At 37.1% G+C, this 17,102-nt stretch carries 15 protein-coding genes; 2 read left to right on the plus strand and 13 right to left on the minus strand.

Annotated features, from left to right (window positions below):
• Nucleotides 1-2 precede the first annotated feature (2 nt).
• The 13 genes from M948_RS38760 to hpaB form a co-directional block, all read right to left on the minus strand.
• Nucleotides 3-1,037 (minus strand): TRAP transporter substrate-binding protein, encoded by a 1,035-nt coding sequence (locus M948_RS38760; protein ID WP_021291949.1) that lies wholly within the window; start codon nt 1,035-1,037, stop codon nt 3-5.
• Nucleotides 1,038-1,209: 172 nt separating this feature from the next.
• Nucleotides 1,210-2,727, minus strand: coding sequence for a 4-hydroxyphenylacetate 3-hydroxylase family protein (locus M948_RS38765; protein WP_021291950.1), 1,518 nt, complete (start codon nt 2,725-2,727; stop codon nt 1,210-1,212).
• Nucleotides 2,728-2,868: 141 nt separating this feature from the next.
• Nucleotides 2,869-4,701 carry a XylR N-terminal domain-containing protein gene (locus M948_RS38770; RefSeq protein ID WP_196806075.1) on the minus strand — a complete coding sequence of 611 codons (1,833 nt, stop codon included), beginning with the start codon at nt 4,699-4,701 and terminating at the stop codon, nt 2,869-2,871.
• Between the two features lie 180 nt (nt 4,702-4,881).
• The gene (locus M948_RS38775) at nt 4,882-5,559 is read right to left on the minus strand and encodes a GntR family transcriptional regulator (RefSeq protein ID WP_021291952.1); all 678 of its coding nucleotides are present in this window, start codon (nt 5,557-5,559) and stop codon (nt 4,882-4,884) included.
• A 121-nt stretch (nt 5,560-5,680) separates the two neighbouring features.
• On the minus strand, nt 5,681-6,064 hold the full coding sequence (locus M948_RS38780; RefSeq protein WP_021291953.1) for a 5-carboxymethyl-2-hydroxymuconate Delta-isomerase: 384 nt from the start codon (nt 6,062-6,064) through the stop codon (nt 5,681-5,683).
• Between the two features lie 17 nt (nt 6,065-6,081).
• Nucleotides 6,082-6,843, minus strand: a complete 762-nt coding sequence (locus M948_RS38785; RefSeq protein ID WP_021291954.1) for a fumarylacetoacetate hydrolase family protein — start codon at nt 6,841-6,843, stop codon at nt 6,082-6,084.
• Complete coding sequence (locus tag M948_RS38790; protein ID WP_231378694.1) at nt 6,840-7,628, minus strand: fumarylacetoacetate hydrolase family protein; 789 nt, start codon at nt 7,626-7,628, stop codon at nt 6,840-6,842. Before M948_RS38790 ends, M948_RS38785 begins: the two co-directional genes overlap by 4 nt.
• A gap of 251 nt (nt 7,629-7,879) precedes the next feature.
• On the minus strand, nt 7,880-8,800 hold the full coding sequence (hpaI, locus tag M948_RS38795; protein WP_021291956.1) for a 2,4-dihydroxyhept-2-ene-1,7-dioic acid aldolase: 921 nt from the start codon (nt 8,798-8,800) through the stop codon (nt 7,880-7,882).
• 41 nt (nt 8,801-8,841) lie between these two features.
• Nucleotides 8,842-9,822: a 3,4-dihydroxyphenylacetate 2,3-dioxygenase gene (gene hpaD / locus M948_RS38800; RefSeq protein ID WP_021291957.1), complete on the minus strand. Its 981-nt coding sequence runs from the start codon at nt 9,820-9,822 to the stop codon at nt 8,842-8,844.
• A 48-nt stretch (nt 9,823-9,870) separates the two neighbouring features.
• The gene (hpaE, locus tag M948_RS38805; RefSeq protein WP_021291958.1) at nt 9,871-11,373 is read right to left on the minus strand and encodes a 5-carboxymethyl-2-hydroxymuconate semialdehyde dehydrogenase; all 1,503 of its coding nucleotides are present in this window, start codon (nt 11,371-11,373) and stop codon (nt 9,871-9,873) included.
• Nucleotides 11,374-11,433: 60 nt separating this feature from the next.
• Nucleotides 11,434-11,907, minus strand: a complete 474-nt coding sequence (locus tag M948_RS38810) for a flavin reductase family protein (protein WP_031335678.1) — start codon at nt 11,905-11,907, stop codon at nt 11,434-11,436.
• Nucleotides 11,908-11,930: 23 nt separating this feature from the next.
• A complete protein-coding gene (locus M948_RS0122185; RefSeq protein ID WP_021291960.1) occupies nt 11,931-12,749 on the minus strand; it encodes an FAD synthetase family protein in 819 nt (272 codons plus the stop codon).
• Nucleotides 12,750-12,881: 132 nt separating this feature from the next.
• Entirely contained in the window at nt 12,882-14,348 is a 1,467-nt protein-coding gene (gene hpaB / locus M948_RS38815) for a 4-hydroxyphenylacetate 3-monooxygenase, oxygenase component (RefSeq protein WP_021291961.1), read from the minus strand.
• A gap of 266 nt (nt 14,349-14,614) precedes the next feature.
• Between hpaB and M948_RS38820 the strand changes: the two genes are divergently transcribed.
• On the plus strand, nt 14,615-15,517 hold the full coding sequence (locus tag M948_RS38820; protein ID WP_021291962.1) for a LysR family transcriptional regulator: 903 nt from the start codon (nt 14,615-14,617) through the stop codon (nt 15,515-15,517).
• Between the two features lie 244 nt (nt 15,518-15,761).
• Nucleotides 15,762-17,006, plus strand: coding sequence for a serpin family protein (locus tag M948_RS38825; protein ID WP_021291963.1), 1,245 nt, complete (start codon nt 15,762-15,764; stop codon nt 17,004-17,006).
• The last annotated feature ends 96 nt before the right edge of the window (nt 17,007-17,102 follow it).

A 17,102-nucleotide genomic window follows, 5' to 3' on the forward strand; every position in this document is an offset into this window, starting at 1 on the left:
CGCTACTTCACTTCATCCTTTAATGCTTTCGCCCGCTGATAGATTTTTTCACCTGGTAACCCTTTCGATTCCATCTCTTCTATCCATGATTGTACAAGTGAATTTAGCGCCTGCCTCCATGGCACTAATTGTTGTTCACTAAGTTCAATTACTTTTGCGCCATTTTCAACTGCTAATTTCCTTCCTTTTTGACCATCTACGTCAAAAACACGTCCACTCTTAATAGCAGTATTTATATCTGTCGATTCATTAATAAGCTCCTTTTCTGAATCTGTGAAACGCTGATATGTATCTTTGTTCATAACAGTAAAAAATGGCGTAGCTGAAAAGTTTCCAATTGTAATATAGGATGCTATTTCATGCAAATTATAATTGTAAAGCGCTTCCAAAGGCACCATTGCTCCATCAATAACCCCTCTTTCCAGTGATTCATATACGTCTCCCATCGGCATAGAAATGGGTACGGCTCCTAAAGCCTCCAATATATCATTAGCCAATGGTGATGGAGAGCGAACACGTAATCCTTTTAAATCGTCTGGTGATTCAATTTGATGGTCTTTCATAATTAACTGGGCAGGTTCAGCAGTAAATAAATATAACGGTATCGTATCATCATGTTCTGCCTGTATACTTGGAAATTCTTCATATAGATTGGCTATGACTTCTGAACCATGCGCAGCTGATTCTGCAAGAAATGGTAACTCCATAACAGAGACTAATGGAAATCTCCCAGGAGAATACCCATGTACACTTAATGCAATATCTGCCTCCCCTGTAACAGCCATATCATACTGTGAACCGGCATTACCTAGAGCATTGGATGGATACAGTTCAAACGTAATCTCCCCATTTGACTTCTGCTTCCAATCATTCCCAATCTGTTGGAATACTTGTGTTTGAATCGGATGATTCCCCGGTAAGAAGTGAGAAATAATTAAATTATGTGAAGAACCAGTAGAGGCTATACCTCTAGAACAAGCAGAAAGGACAACTAAGAGAAGTACACTAATTAAACAACTCATCATCTTTCGATACATATTTTCTCCCCCTAAGGAATGGAGTGTAGTAATCCACCATATGTTAACGCTTACATTTATTATAAAATTATATATGATTTCATATATGATGTCAATTAATCATAGCTTAATGTTGTTATTTAAAGAAAAAAGCACCTATAAACAGGATATAAGTGCTTTTTTTGTGCTGCATCTAGTTAAACACTTTTTCTTGATGTTTGTCCGGATTAATCCATGTATCCGATGTCCAGCCTGTAAGATCATAATCACTTAATGCTTGTTCTACAAATGCTTTATATTTAGCTGTCTGTCCTGAATTATCAGCCATTTTCAACGCATCTAAGCGAATACCTTCATGATTACCAGCATAATTAATTTCATATAGTTCATTCCTGCCTCCAAATTCAGTACCAATTGCATCCCATATTAATTTCAAGACCTTAACACGTTCCTCAGCACTTACTCCACCAGAACCTTTATAATAATGGTCGAGATACGGACGTAATTCCAGGTTTTGGAAATCTTTTGCACTGGAAGGAAGCTGGATCAGCCCTCCAGCTACTACTTGCTCAAATATTTGCTTAATCTTTGGCCAAACACTAGGAGCGAATGTCCGGTAAGCTGTTGCATAAGTAGCATTAGGTAAGACCACCCCATTTGGACCAGTTTCGGGATTTGCTGCCATAGCTTCCGAAATCGCCCAGAACATATTACGATAAGAGATAACTTCACCTATATTCGCTTGAACGCCTCTAAACTTATTTGTACCTGCCATTTCAGTCGCCTTCAAAAGTAACCCTACCATGAAATCCAATTTTACCGCGAAGCGTGTACATCCTTGAAAAGTATAACGATTGAGCCATCCAGTTTTAGGTCGGAATCCATTCGCAATGTCAACATTGTTATATGTTAGTACGTCTTCCCATGGTATAAATACATTATCCAGCACAATTACTGCATCATTTTCATCAAACCTGCTAGATAAAGGATAGTCAAAAGGTGTCCCCATTATTGCTGCCGTTTCCTCATAGGATTGGCGACTAATCACTTTTAACCCCGGTGCATTCATTGGTACAAAAAAGATTAATGCGTGACTCTTATCCCCTTCCCCTAAATCTTGAGGAGAATAATTAGCCACAAAATTATAATGCGTTAATGCTGCTGACGTTCCAACCATTTTGGCGCCGCTAACAATAACACCATCATCCCGCTCTTCTACTGCACGAACAAATACCTCCTTATTCTTGTGAAGTGGTTGATCCCGATCCAGTTGTGGATTAACTATAGTATGATTACAAAATGGAATTTCTTGCTGAGCTTTTTTATACCATCTTCTTGCATTATCCTCAAAACCTTTATAAAAACAAGCATATGGACCCAATGATGCGGTAAACGCTGCCTTATAATCTGGGGTTCTCCCCATGAAGCCATAACTTAATTTTGTCCATTCCGCCATTGCATCCCTTGCCCCTAGCAATTCTTCAGAACTAGTAGAAGCTTTAAAAAATTTATGTGTACGGAACCCAAATTCAGATTTTGTCGTCAGAATAGCTTCCTTTGCCGGATCATGTAATGCGTCATACAGTTTTGCAATTGATCGAGCTGCATTTCGATAGGCCGGGTGTGTAGTTACATCGTCTACCTTCTCTCCATTTAAATAAATAGCACGACCATCTTTCAAACTATCTAAATATTGCTTGCCATCCATCATATGATACTACCTCCAATTTTTGAAATGCTCGTTTATCGAATTTTCAAGTAATTTTCTTGTAGATTTAGGATAGCAAATCGTATTTGTTCCAGCTACGACAATGGTTGTTGGTGAATAATCTGCTAACTGACAATCATTGTTTTATTCAAATGATAATTCGCTTTTAGCAAGCAACACTTCTAATGTAAGTAATAATTGATGACTTACTGCAGGATCTCTTAATTGTTCACCAAGTATTTCCTCTAATTGTTTAACACGATATCTTAATCCGCTCATAGATAAAGCCAGTTCTTTCATTGATTTCTCTAAATTGCCGCCATACGATAAAAATACATATAACGTTTTTAATAGTTCCTTATACCTGTCTTTATCTTGATATAATGGACCAAGTAAATGTTTCGCTTTTTGTTTAATCGCATCCTTGTTTTTTGAATGGATTAGCATTCCAACAACACTTAGATCTTCAAATAACATAACCGATTTCGATCGAGTAGCCATTGATAAGGCTGTTAATGCTTCATGATAATGATCGTTTGCTAACTTTACATCCAGACCTATTGTACTTATTCCGAATGTAAACATGCGATTAGAAAAATGTTCATGTAAATTATCCTTCAGATGTGAACATAGGGTGCATACTTCACTAGCAGACGACTGTATTTGTATTAATAAAATAATTGTGGAAGAACGCTGTCCAATTAACATGTTTGACCGAGTCTTAAAGTAATTCAAAACATGTTCCATCACTTGCTCATGAAATACTAACTCATTCCTTGAATGATTCTTCGTGTGTTCGTAATTAATTGCCACTATAAAATAGTTTTGGTCCAAATCAACTTGCAGATAACTGCCTCGTTTAATCATTTCTTTTTTGGATGCGATGCTCCCGTCAATAATTTGATCTAAAAAATGACCCTTCATTCGTTCCATTGCTTCAAATGTAGTCTTTTCATTTAACATATATAAAGAGCAAACCGTTGCTGTACGCTCTAATATCATTTGATCCACTTTTGTAGGCTGTTCATTTTCTCCATATACAAAAGTACAAGAACCAATATATTTTTTCTTAAGCATTATTGGGCTTGTTAAAAACTGACAACCATTATAAGAAACACGCCTTATTTTAAACCAATCTTGCGCTTCTTCTTGTTGTAAAGCCTCCAAAAAAGTTTGATAATGTTGAAGCGAATTTATCAAACCAAATCCAGCATGCGCAATCAGATTGTGCTTCGTATTATCAATCATAATTGGTAATTGGGTTTTCTGATGGACTAATTCTGCAATGGACGGTATATCTTCGCCCTCTACTAATTTTTCCGTTAATTGTTGATGAACAATAAACGTCTTCGCCAGATTATTGCGTTCTTCTAATAGTTTCTCATAGGTGATCGCCAGTTCCTCGACAATTGGATTGTCTTCGTAGTATTTTAATTCCTCTACAATGTCATCTTTCCACTCCGGAATTGTTTTTCCTACATAATAGCAATAACTTGACCCTGCAGCTTTACAACTCGTTTCTTTAAAAATGACCTTTCTCCTGCAAATCTCTGAATAATAACCACTAGCGTAACCAACAAGGGTATGACAAATAAATTCATTTGTGACACCAAATTGTCTTAGATGCTCTTCTGCTTCATATGAACCCGTCCATATTCCTTCAACATGGACAGCATTTATCTTTCCTGATGGATCGTAATCAATATTTAAATTGGTTCGCTGCACTTTTGTATATCCACGTATCATATGTAGTACCGGACCTTGCCTCAAAATTTGTTCTATAGAAGATAACCTTTGTTTTAATACCCTTTGTGCATCTAATTTCCCTAGGTTCCATCCATACCGAATCAGAAAACCTTTCATACGCTGCTCAGAGATATTTTCTTTTAAATCTTTCCGTAAAATGCCAAACACAGAGGAAGAAGTTAAAATAATTCGTTCCCCGTTTAAATAGATCCTTCCCTCCTTATCCGTCAAATCTTGAAAACTCGGTAAATTTGCAAAATCAAGCTTTCTCTCAGTATTTATCTTATCAATATGCTCCCTCACCCCTTATCGATAACGCTTTCATAAAAAGAAAAGAGCTGTCCTCAATGGCAGCTCTAGAAAAGCTGGATTTCCAATCCTTGATATAAGGATACAACAGTCGTTTCCTAGCTATTTAAATCCTTCGCTACGAATTTGGGTATTTTGATTGTTAAATGCTTCCTTTGTATTTAATTTATGTGTACGTGCTGCCTTCTCAATCAATTCAAAATCAGCATTTTTACTAAGTAAGTCAATGAGTTGTTGATGCTCTTGAATCGAAGCAAATGCTCGTTTAGGATGGAATGCAGAACCCGTTCTTCGAATCGAATCTAATTTTCTCCAAGATTTCCGAATCTCCTCAACCAAAAAAGTGTTTTCACATTGGGAATAGATTAATTCATGGAACTCCCGATTCAGTTGACCAAAAGATTGTAGATCAAATGCTTCAATTGCCTCCTTCATTTGTTGATTTTTAGTTGTCAGCTCTATGATTTTCACTTGTGAAAATTCATGTTGGCTGCTTAATGCTGTTGCATACCCTTCCATAACTGCTAATACAGAAATCGTATCTAAATACTCACTTTTATCAATCGGAGTAACTACCGGACCAATATTATTTTGATAATCAATTAAACCTTCTGCTTCTAACTGGCGTACGGCTTCACGTATTGGTATTGCACTCGTCGATAATTCTTTAACTAATTGATTAATTACAATTCGTTGTCCAGGTGCATAGTGCCCTTCAATAATTCGCGATTTCATGTAATCATAAGCTTTTTGTTTTTTAGTAATCGTTTTATTTTCCATAGTGGATTAATCATATACTATATCATATATGATGTCAAAGCATGTTATTTCCTTATTCTATTACGTTATCTTTCCGTCTCTGGATGCTAAACCATAGTAACAGCGACTATATCATTTTATACTATTCTTTATAACGCGGATGAATATTATTCCGTTTATACGTAGGTGATGTAAATTCATAGAGTTCCATAGACAATGCAAGATAACGATTTTGATAGATTATTGAAAAATGCTGTTCGATCGCCTTAAATAAGTTATCACATAAATCTTGTTTTTCTTCCTCCGACCTTCCTTTACCTAGTTTTAATGTCACATGAACAAAAGCATCATCTTCGGTGCCATCCGCTACAAGATAATCTGACAATTCAATGGCTCTAGAGCGTAATCCACCAATTGGAATAATATCTTGATGTTCCAATAATGTGTTATTTACTGTTCGTAGTAATTTAGGGATATCTGCTTCTTCTTTAAGATTATTCGTATATTCAATGATTAAATGCGGCACGTATGCTCCTCCTTTCGTCAATTCGTTTGGAATGTATTCTCTCCTACGATCGTATTAACAAGACGCCCAATCCCCTCTATCTCTGTTACCACTTCGTCGCCTATTTTCGTATCCACAGAACCTTTCGGTGTTCCAGTAAGAATAATATCCCCAGGATGTAAGGTCATAAATCCACTTAAGAATTCGATTAGCTCTGGAATTCCCAAAAGCATATCAGCAGTCGTCCCTTCCTGTGTTTTCTTTCCATTGACATATGTACGTAAGGTCAGATTCATGGGATCCTTCACATCCTCTTTATCAACAAACCACGGGCCGATTGGCGTACAACCATCACGATTTTTCACTCTTAAGTTTGGTCGATAGTAATTCTCTAAGTAATCACGTAATGCATAGTCATTTGCAATCGTGTAGCCTTTAACATAATCGTACGCGGCTTCTTTGCTTACTTGATTTGCTTCGCGCGCAATAATGACTGCTAATTCACATTCATAATGCATAAAAGTTACATCACTTGGGCGCATCGTTTGAGCATTGTGACCAATAAGCGTATTTGGTCCTTTGAAGAAAATAAGTGGTTCTTTTTGAGTTGCTGAAAAAGATAACTCTTTCGCATGATCAGCATAATTCAAACCCAGTGTAAAAATTGTCTTTGGTTCAACAGGCGGCAGCCATACAACCTCATCTTTGTTCACAAACCTGCCATCATTGAGTTGAATACCAGCTTCTGTCACAATTGCTTCTTGAGCTAGACCTTGGTAAGCAATTCGAGCATGCTTCATATTCTCCCTCCTATAAATGCTTTTTCAGAAATTACCTGATTTTCTAAAGTCCCTATTTTGTCGATTTCAATTTGTACCATATCATCTTCTCTAGCTAATGGTGCATTTTCAGGTACGCCTACTAATAATACATCCCCTTTTGTTAACGTCATAAATGCTGTCACATCAGCAATAAGTTCTTCGACAGATCGAATAAGGTTCTTTGTCGTGTTTTCTTGTTTCAATTCCCCATTAATTTTTACGCGAAGTTGCAAGTCATTAGGATTATTAATAGAATCACATGCTACTATCCAGGGACCAATTGGACAAAACCCGTCACGAGCTTTTTCTTTAATTGCTGGACGATAGACGCTATCATGAGGAATACTAACATCATTCACAATCGTATATCCTTCAACATAAGATAGAGCTTCTGATGTAGTTACTTTTGTTGCGGTTCTACCAATAACAACCCCTAATGCAGCACCTATTTCTAATTCGAATACACCCTCTGGAAGTGCAATGGTTGAACCAGCTGAAGCAAACGTATTTACAGGCTTGATATATAAAATTGGTGCCTTTGGAGGTGCTTGGTACGGCGGCTCATACATGGATTTTTCTAATTTCTGATAAGCGCCGCGATAGTTTAATAGCGTACCATAAACCGTTCCATTGACAGGAATGTCGTAGGAGATATCCTTTTTGACATATGTTTTTCCCGCAATTACAATGGTGTCATTTTCTAAGTCTACCCTCGCTTCTTTAAACGGATGTACGCCGGACTGCTTTAAATAAACGGTTTGCACAAACATCATCCCTTCTTAATTAGATCAGATCTAGGAAACAACTTAAGCAATACCCGAGATGACAACCTTGCCACAAAGGGATATTGCTTAAGGACTGCGATTGTACGGAAAAAGAAAGTTTACATTCTCCTATCAACGCGGATTTAAAGGAAGCAATAGGCTTGGGGAGACACCCAAAATGAGCCACCATTGTTTCGTTATTGGATGTTAGCCAAGTCAACGTAGTTATTATGCGGCATCTCCCCCTTATTTTAAGCATGTTGCACTAATTTACCGTATTCTAACAAAGTTTTACGTATTTCTTCTTGTAATGAATCCGATGGTAAATCCATTGGCAGACGTAATACTGGCTCAATTTTGCCCATCATTCCCAACGCTGCCTTTACTGGTGCGGGGTTCGTGTCTTTAAACAAGACATCATTTAGTTTCATTAATTCAAAATGCAGATCCTGAGCACGCTTCACATCCCCATTTTTCCATGCATCATGCATTTCAGCCACCTTCGCAGGTTCTACATTCGCTGTTGCACTAATGGACCCAGCCCCACCTATTGTCAACATGGGATAACAAAGTAATTCAATACCAGAATACAATAAAAAGTCTCTTCCACAGTGAAGCATCACTCGATTCACATGTTCAAAATCCTTATTTGATTCTTTTACTCCTACAACATTTGGACAATCTTCGTTTAATCTAGCCAATGTCTCAACTTCCATATTTAATGCTGTACGCCCTGGAATATTATATACAATGATTGGTATATCTACAGAATCTGCAACCTTCTTGAAATGTTTATACAACGCTTGCTGATTTGGTTTATTGTAATACGGAACGATCACCATCGCTGCATCTGCACCGATTTCTTGTGCCTTCCTTGTTAAATACATTGTTTCATCATGATTTGTCGAACCTGTACCCGGTGCAAAGGGTACTCTACCATTTATTGTTTTTTTCGCATTTTCCATAACTTTGACACGTTCTTCAACAGTCAATGAACTTGGTTCACCAGATGTTCCCGTAACTGAAATCGCGTGAGTGCCATTCTCTAACTGGTATTCTATCAGTTCGGATTGTTTCTCATAATCGATAGAAAAATCAGCTTGGAACGGTGTAATAACTGGTGTCACAGAACCTCTTAATCGTTGTTTAATTTCATCATATTGCTTATTCATTTGGACCATCCTTTCTTTTCAATAACTGAATTGTATTAAATTTATATCACAAATTGCGGTTTTCTTTTCTTTAATTTTGGTTCATGCTGCGGCAATTTTCTTCCTGTTTGTATATCTAATACTTCAGATGCTTCATCGAACCAACTATCTGGTGCTTCATGTCCCCAGAACGTTTGGCGCATTGGATCATCTAAATCCCATTTGATTGGTTTGAAGTCAGGATCACTCGTTAAATAGTCCCCATTGTACAATTCAATCCGGTGACCATCTGGATCTCGTAAGTATAAGAAAAAAGCATTTGATAAACCATGACGTCCTGGACCGCGTTCAATGTTCGGTCCGTAACCTAAAGCAGCAAGCACATCACAGCCATCGATTAGACTCATTGGATCTTTTAGCCAAAAACCGACATGATGAAGTCTCGGGCCGATCCCATTCATAAATGCTACATCATGAACAGATGGCTTACGGTGGAGCCAGGCAGCCCACACTTTCTCTTCTTCACCAACCGTATATTCTGAACATGCAAATCCTAAGTGTTTAATATAATAATCATAAGCTCGCTCTACATTTGGAACCATACAATTGAAGTGATCAATTCGTTGAACTTTTGCACCCTTGTATAAATCATAACGCTGCAATAGGCGATCAACAGTTTCCATTTCAGCGTAAAATTCTAACGGCAACCCCGAAATATCTTGAACTCGTAAAGCTCGCCCAACTGATCGTTGAGTCCCCTTTTCCAACCATTTGATATCATTTCCTTGGCTAATAAAAAACTTCTCAAGTTCATCAAGGTCCTGCTCAGAAATAACTTTGTAACTTATTGCCTCTACAGCAGGTTCTGGTTTCTTTTTTAACCAAAGACTATGGTGGTTATGTTCTTCCAGCCCTCGGAAAAAAATATTCTCCTCATCTGCTTCTGACTCAATAAACCCGAGTGCTTCATAAAAACTTTTAGACTGTTCTAGGTCTGTTACATGCAAGATAGCACGTCCGGAACGAATAATATCAAACATCATGCTGGTATTCTCCTCTCCATATAAAATGGTATCAATGAATTACAATAATTACTTTCCGAACTGCGGAATATGATGATCCTTTAAGGCAACATGGATAATTTGCGTTTCTGTATAGAATTCAAAGGCATAATGTCCCCCTTCACGGCCAATTCCACTATGCTTAGACCCTCCAAATGGAGTTCTTAAATCACGAACATTCTGTGCATTCACCCATAACATGCCAGAATCAATTGCTTGAGCGACACGATGTCCCCGTTGTATATCCTGCGTCCAAACATACCCGGCTAAGCCATAGCGAACGTCGTTAGCTAATTCAATTACTTCTTGTTCATCTGTAAAAGTCATTGCAGCAATAACTGGTCCAAATATTTCTTCTTGTACCACACGCATTTGATTTGTTGCATTTAGGATAAGGGTTGGTGCAATGTAATTCCCTTTACCATCTGGAATATTTCCGCTAATTACTTCGCAGCCTTCGGCTTTTGCAATTTCAAGATAATCTTTGACATTATCGTAATGATTTTTATGAATAAGTGGGCCCACTTGTGTATCAGCTTTCAATGGGTCACCTACTTTAATTTTGTTAATACGTTGTTTTAATCTATCAATAAATTTCTCTGCAATATGTTCATGCACATACAAACGCGAATTCGCCGTACACCGCTCTCCATTAAACGAGAATATTCCCCATGTACATGCATCAAGTGCACGTTCAAAATCAGCATCATCAAAAACAATAATCGGTGATTTTCCACCTAATTCCATGGAAAAACGCTTCAAAGCATCCGCACCATTTTTAAGAATTTCTGAGCCAGTGGTGGTCTCACCAGTAAATGAAATCAACTCAACATCAGGATGCGCCACAAGTGAAGCACCTGCGGTTTCTCCGTAGCCATGAACGACATTGAATACACCGTCTGGAAGTCCTGCTTTGTCAATAATCTCTGCTAATCGATTTGCGGTTAGCGGAGACCACTCTGCTGGTTTTAAGACAACCGTATTTCCAGTAGCCAGCGCAGGTGCTATTTTCCAAGTTTCTAACATAAATGGTGCATTCCATGGAGTAATTAATCCAGCAATACCAACTGGTTTATGAATGGTATAATTTAAAAATTCATCATCTACTTGATATGCTTCTCCCACCATACGTGTAGAGACCATTTCAGCATAAAAACGGAAATTATAGGCTGCTCTACTCACCATCTTCTTCGTTTGTGCTATTGGCAAACCGGTATCAAATGATTCTAAAGGGGCAATTTCATCGATATGATCATCAATGAGGTCAGCAATTTTATAAACATATGCAAGTCGATCTTTTACTTTTAGTTTCCCCCATTCTCCTTTAAACGCTGCTCTTGCTGCCTGGACAGCTTTTTTAATATCCTCATTATCTCCTGAGGCAACGTGATTAATGGTCTCATTGGTATAAGGACTGATATTTTCAAATGTATGCTTGCTTGCTGCATCAACGAATTCTCCATTAATATACAGCTTGATATCTTTTGTTTGCTGTTTCATTTCTATATGTTCATCCGCTAATTGGTTAGCCATATGAATTCACTCCTTTTATGAATAATATATTAAATCATATATAATATTTATGATAAGTAGCTACACATACTCTACAGGTTCATGTTTTCCATATTTCCCACCAAAGAATGTTAACGGATTGCCATCTGTTAAATTGATATCAACCACCTTACCAATAAACAAGGTATGATCTCCAACTTCAACGCTGCGATCTAAATCACATACGACTGAAGCAAGAGCGTTTTGAATGACTGGAATTTGCTGGATATAATCAAATTGAATTTCTTCACCTGAATTTGCCTGACCTGCAAAATGCATCGAGATATCCTGCTGCTTATCAGAAAGGAAACTAACAGCAAATTTGCCAGATTGATTAATTTTATGAAGCATGTTTGCTCGGTTATCAATGGAAACTGTAATCAATTTTGGGTCCAACGAAACGGACATAAATGCATTTGCTGTCATCCCATGATGATCTTCTCCTGATTTTGTAGTGATCACTGTAACTCCCGTGGCAAATCGACCCATTGCATTACGAAAAGTTCTACTTTCCATCATGATCATCCTCCTTTATAGGTTTACATCGTCATCGTTTTTTTAACCATCGCCTGGCTTAGAAATTCGATGGTGACTGTTTGCTGGTGGTTCGTTATCCTTTCTCTAACCATCAACATCCATTTACCCCGATCACATTGTAATACTGCTGGAATAGACCTGGCATCTACCATTAGTAAAATGTTATAGCTTCCTTCTTTAGGAAAGATGAAATTTTCTATTGGATCGAGTTGAAAGATACCAATTGTATGTGTATTGGAAATAACAGCCTTTATTTGATAATTAGCGCCGAGATAAAATGGAATGACTTCTACTCTTCCTGCTTGAATGCATTCCCTAATTAATGTTGAACTAATTTTCTTATTGTCGTACATTTTCTTAGGTATCACACTCAAACCAAAATCACTCTGTTTTGCAGCCTGTGCCAAAACCTGTGTATTCCCTTGTGCTTTATGACCAAACCTAAAATCAAAACCAACCACAACATGCCTCGTATTTAGCTCAAGAATATAGTTTTGAATATAATCTGCTGGAGAAAGAGAAGCAAATGTACGATCAAAATGTATAACAAATAGAGCATCTACACCCATCTTTTCCATCTTGTCAATTTTTTCTGAAAGCGGCGTCAAATAGTTCCGTGCTTTCTCATTGTTGATTACCTCATCTGGATGCGGATCGAATGTCATTGCGGTAAACAACAGATTTTGCTGTTCAGCTATGTTTTTTGCATGGCGTAATAATTGCTGATGCCCTAAATGAATACCATCAAAAAACCCTATCGCCATCACATGATCCTGAAAATTCGTTACCTTGATAAATGGATCTATACGAATGACTTTCAATCTACTTACCTCCTCCACACCATATTCTAAATCTTAAGCTTATCTTACTAAATGAGAAATATAGCGTCTACAACAAAAATTGTTTCGTGCGAACTAGAATTCAGACAGAAATTATTACATTGTTCCTCCAGTTTATATGTTCACTTGTTGGATTTGTTGACTACTTAAGAAATCACGAACTTGAGATTTATAAACTTCTTTCTCATATTTATCAAAGTAAGCCATCCCCATCTTAATTGGGTCCCCAAAGAAATAATATTCATAATGTGTTTGTCGGCTGCCAAAGGCACTCATGGTTAGATCCCAAGCTAATCGGAAAATTTGGACACGTTCGTAGCCTTCTACGTTTTTCCCCTGCATGGCACGATGTAAAATCGGACCAATTTCCTTATTATTAAAATCAGCATGCGTGGGTATTCCCATCATTCCAGATGCTCCTAAAATTCTTAGAATTTCAGCCATTCTCGGATAAATACGCGGAAACCAATTTCTCGCAGCATCCAATGCTTGAAAGTCTGGTGTCATCATTCCCCATTTATCCAATTTCGCATTGTGCTCTGCTCGAAATAGATGGGATTTCATTGTTTCTAAGGTAAGCATGATTTCAGTTCCTTTATCTTTCACATGCTGGAACCCATCAATTCCAATTGAATCCATTAATGTCAAAACCACCCCTAACAAGAATTCTGTTTTAGCAATATCTTTTGTTATCACCTGATGTGTCATATGCACAACTGCGTTTGTCTCAGCAAAAGCTCGGTTACATATCGATGAATTTTCTAAAACAAAAATACGATCCCAAGGAACAAGTACATGATCAAATGCAACAATGGTATCTCCTTCTTCAAATCTTGAACTTAGGGGATGATCATAGCGATTCTCCCCATATTCAAATGACTCGCGACTTAAATACTTTAACCCTGGGGTGTTATTCGGTATCGCAAAAGCTAATGAATACGGATCATCCAGCTCCCCTGATTTCTTAACCGTAGATGGAAATACTAATATTTCATCGGTAATACCACCTTGTGTTGCTAAAAGACGGATCCCATCAACTATGACTCCTTGATCATTTTTTTCAACTACATGAAGAGCAACATTGGCATCTTTTTGATCTGCCTGAATTTTTGCCCTGTTCACTTGTGGATGTATTAGGGTATGAGTTAAGCTAATATCATTTTCCCTAGCAAAGGTAGCATAGTTCCTAGCGTTTTCGGCAAACGCAGGGTCTCCTTCAGCATAGAATTCACTTGCTGGCCCCATGGCCATAACATCAGCATTTAAATAATCAGGAGATCTCCCCATTAACCCTTTTGTAAAACTTTGCCACTCCATAATTGCTTCACGTCGTTCAATTAATTCATCGATAGTAGTTGGTACCATAAATGTCTTCCCTACTTTATCTCCAGTAGTTGGTGAAGTATAAAGCATTTTTTCTGGTTTTTCATATTGGATATCGTATAATTTTGCCATTGACTGAATTGCATTTTTAAATGCTGGGTGCTTTGTTACATCATCAACACGTTCTCCATGAATATACACATTATTGTTTGCTTGCTTTAATCGATCTATATATTGTTGTCCTGTTTTGGCGGGCATTCTAATTCCTCCTATAACCATATTAATGTAAGCGATGTCATATCAGAACAAACCTTTCCTCCTTTTCCATTATCTGAATACTTGTGCTTATTTGAATAATAGCACGGTTATAACTATATTAATAATATCTATTACATTCGTATTCTATATAAAAAAAATATACTATTTTGATAATCGCATTGTCTTTATATATAAAATTATATATAATTCTTTATAAGGAAGCGTTTTCATAAATGGTTATATGAAAGAAAGGATGTTTATCTTCTATGGAAATGAGACATTTGCGTTACTTTCAGACAATAGCAAATGAAGGCCAAATTACGAAAGCTGCCAATAAGTTACATATGGCTCAGCCGCCATTGAGTCAAAGCCTCAAATCATTAGAAGAAGAGTTAGGTGTTAAATTAATGGAGCGTCATGGAAGGAAAATGGAGTTAACCGATGCTGGAACTGTTCTTTATAATCATGTAGACAAATTATTTCATACATTAGAGGAAACGATTACCGAAGTAAAAGAAACTGGAGAAGGAACTAAGGGGACGATCTCAATTGGTTGTGTAAAAACCTGTTTTTCACAAATACCGAAACAAATGAAACGATTCCAACAAAAATTTCCTCACATACGTTTTCATTTAAAAGAAGGCGATTCCTATCTGCTTGCGGAACAGCTTCATAATCGAGATATTGATCTTGCCATTATTCGATTACCGCTAGAAATGCATGCATTCGATTCTCTTGCTCTTCCTGAAGAAAAATATGTCGCAGTTTTGCCTGAAGAATGGTGTAATCCATCTATAACATCAACTACAATGGAACAATTAAATGCCTTCCCATTGTTATTATTACATCGTATAAGCGGTATAGGACAATATGAACTAATACTTGATCAATTCGAGAACTTCGGGCTATCTCCCACCATTGTTTGTGAATGTCCTGACGTAGATATGATTCTTCAGTTAGTCAGTGAGGAGGTTGGAGCAACAATTGTCCCTGAATCGACTCTATCTGGCCATCCATTACGCGGGGTAAGAACATTAACGATTGAAGATAATACAATTATCTCTAAATCATCCCTTATTTGGCTTAAAGAAAGGTATCTTTCAAAAAGCACACGAAACTTTATTGAATTATTTCAAACAGCAGCGTTGGAAGAAGAAGTTCCAAGCTAATTTTTATTAAAAAGAGACTATATCATTCGGATGTATGCGACCAAATTACTTTACGATGTACCCCGCCTTTTATTCGTTTGTATACCTTTTACATCATCTGGGAAAGACTAATTTACAGATATATCCTTTTCTAAATAATGGATATTTCAAACAACATCATGGACTAAATTTATTAATTAAACACGAAACACAATGTAACATTTTCCTATAGCATACGGACTAATGAGTAAGGGTGGTGATAAACATGTCAAAAAAATACGTGATACTTGTATTTTTGGCAGCACTAATTTTTTATATAAGTGGATGTGGTACGAGTAAAACAGGAACCGATTCGGTAATCAATGCTAGTTTTGACAAACAAGATTACAAAAAAATCACTTCCGCTAATAACCAACTAGGCTTTCAATTATTGAATAGGGTGAAGCCAAATGACAAAGGAAACACCTTATTCTCTCCTACTAGTCTATTTATCGCACTATCTATGGTTTATAATGGTGCGGAAGAAACAACCAAAGATGAAATTTCTCAAATTCTACATCTAGAAAATAAACGTTCGACGGACTTAAATCGAGCGAATGCTTCCTTGCTATCTTCACTTATGGAGCAACCAGAGGGAATTCAATTGCAGATTGGAAACTCAATTTGGCTGAATGACCAATTTCATTTTCAGGAAGCCTTCACGGACAAAAATACCGATTACTTTAATGCGGAGATTGAGGAAATTGACATCAACAATCCAGACGCAGCTCAAAAGATGAATGACTGGATAAAGAAATCGACGAATAACAAGATTACTGAAATTACAGACAGCCCTTTGGATCCTAACTTAGTAACGATGCTCATCAACGCTATTTATTTTAATGGACAATGGACCTATGCGTTTAATGAAGCGCAAACAACAAACAGGAACTTTCATCTTGAAAATGGAGATACCAAACAAGTGCCTATGATGCTGCTAAAAGAAAAACTAAACTATCTAGAGAATAAATATGTGCAAGCTGTATCCCTTCCTTATAGTGAAGAAAAAAAGATGAGCATGAATATTTTCCTTCCTAAAAAGAATACCAGTCTGTCTGAACTAAAAACAAAGCTAACCAGTGACATTTGGCAGCAATGGCAGTCACAATTCCAAGAAGAAGAAGGAACGGTGCAGTTGCCAAAATTTCAAATCGAATATGAAACCACATTAAATGATGCTCTACAACAACTTGGAATGACAGAGGCTTTCGACAAGCAAAACGCAAACTTCCAGAAGATGATTCAAGAAAATAACCAACTCTGGATTAGTGATATTAAACAGAAAACATATATAGAAGTAACTGAACAGGGTACAGAGGCGGCTGGTGCTACTTCTATCGGAATGGAAACGACTTCGGCCCCAATAGATCCTCCATTTCATATGGAAGTAAATCGACCATTCTTCTTTACTATTACAGATCATGAAACAAATAGCATACTTTTTATGGGCACAATTTATAATCCATCGTAAATAAAAAAGAAGTATTTCCTAGTCGCAGTGGATTGTGAGACTTCTAAATAATCACCCCAAACATACTAAGATTAGTAGTACAAAACCAAGGCCATG

The sequence above is a fragment of the Virgibacillus sp. CM-4 genome (assembly GCF_000445495.1).
Lineage (GTDB): Bacteria > Bacillota > Bacilli > Bacillales > Amphibacillaceae > Virgibacillus > Virgibacillus salexigens.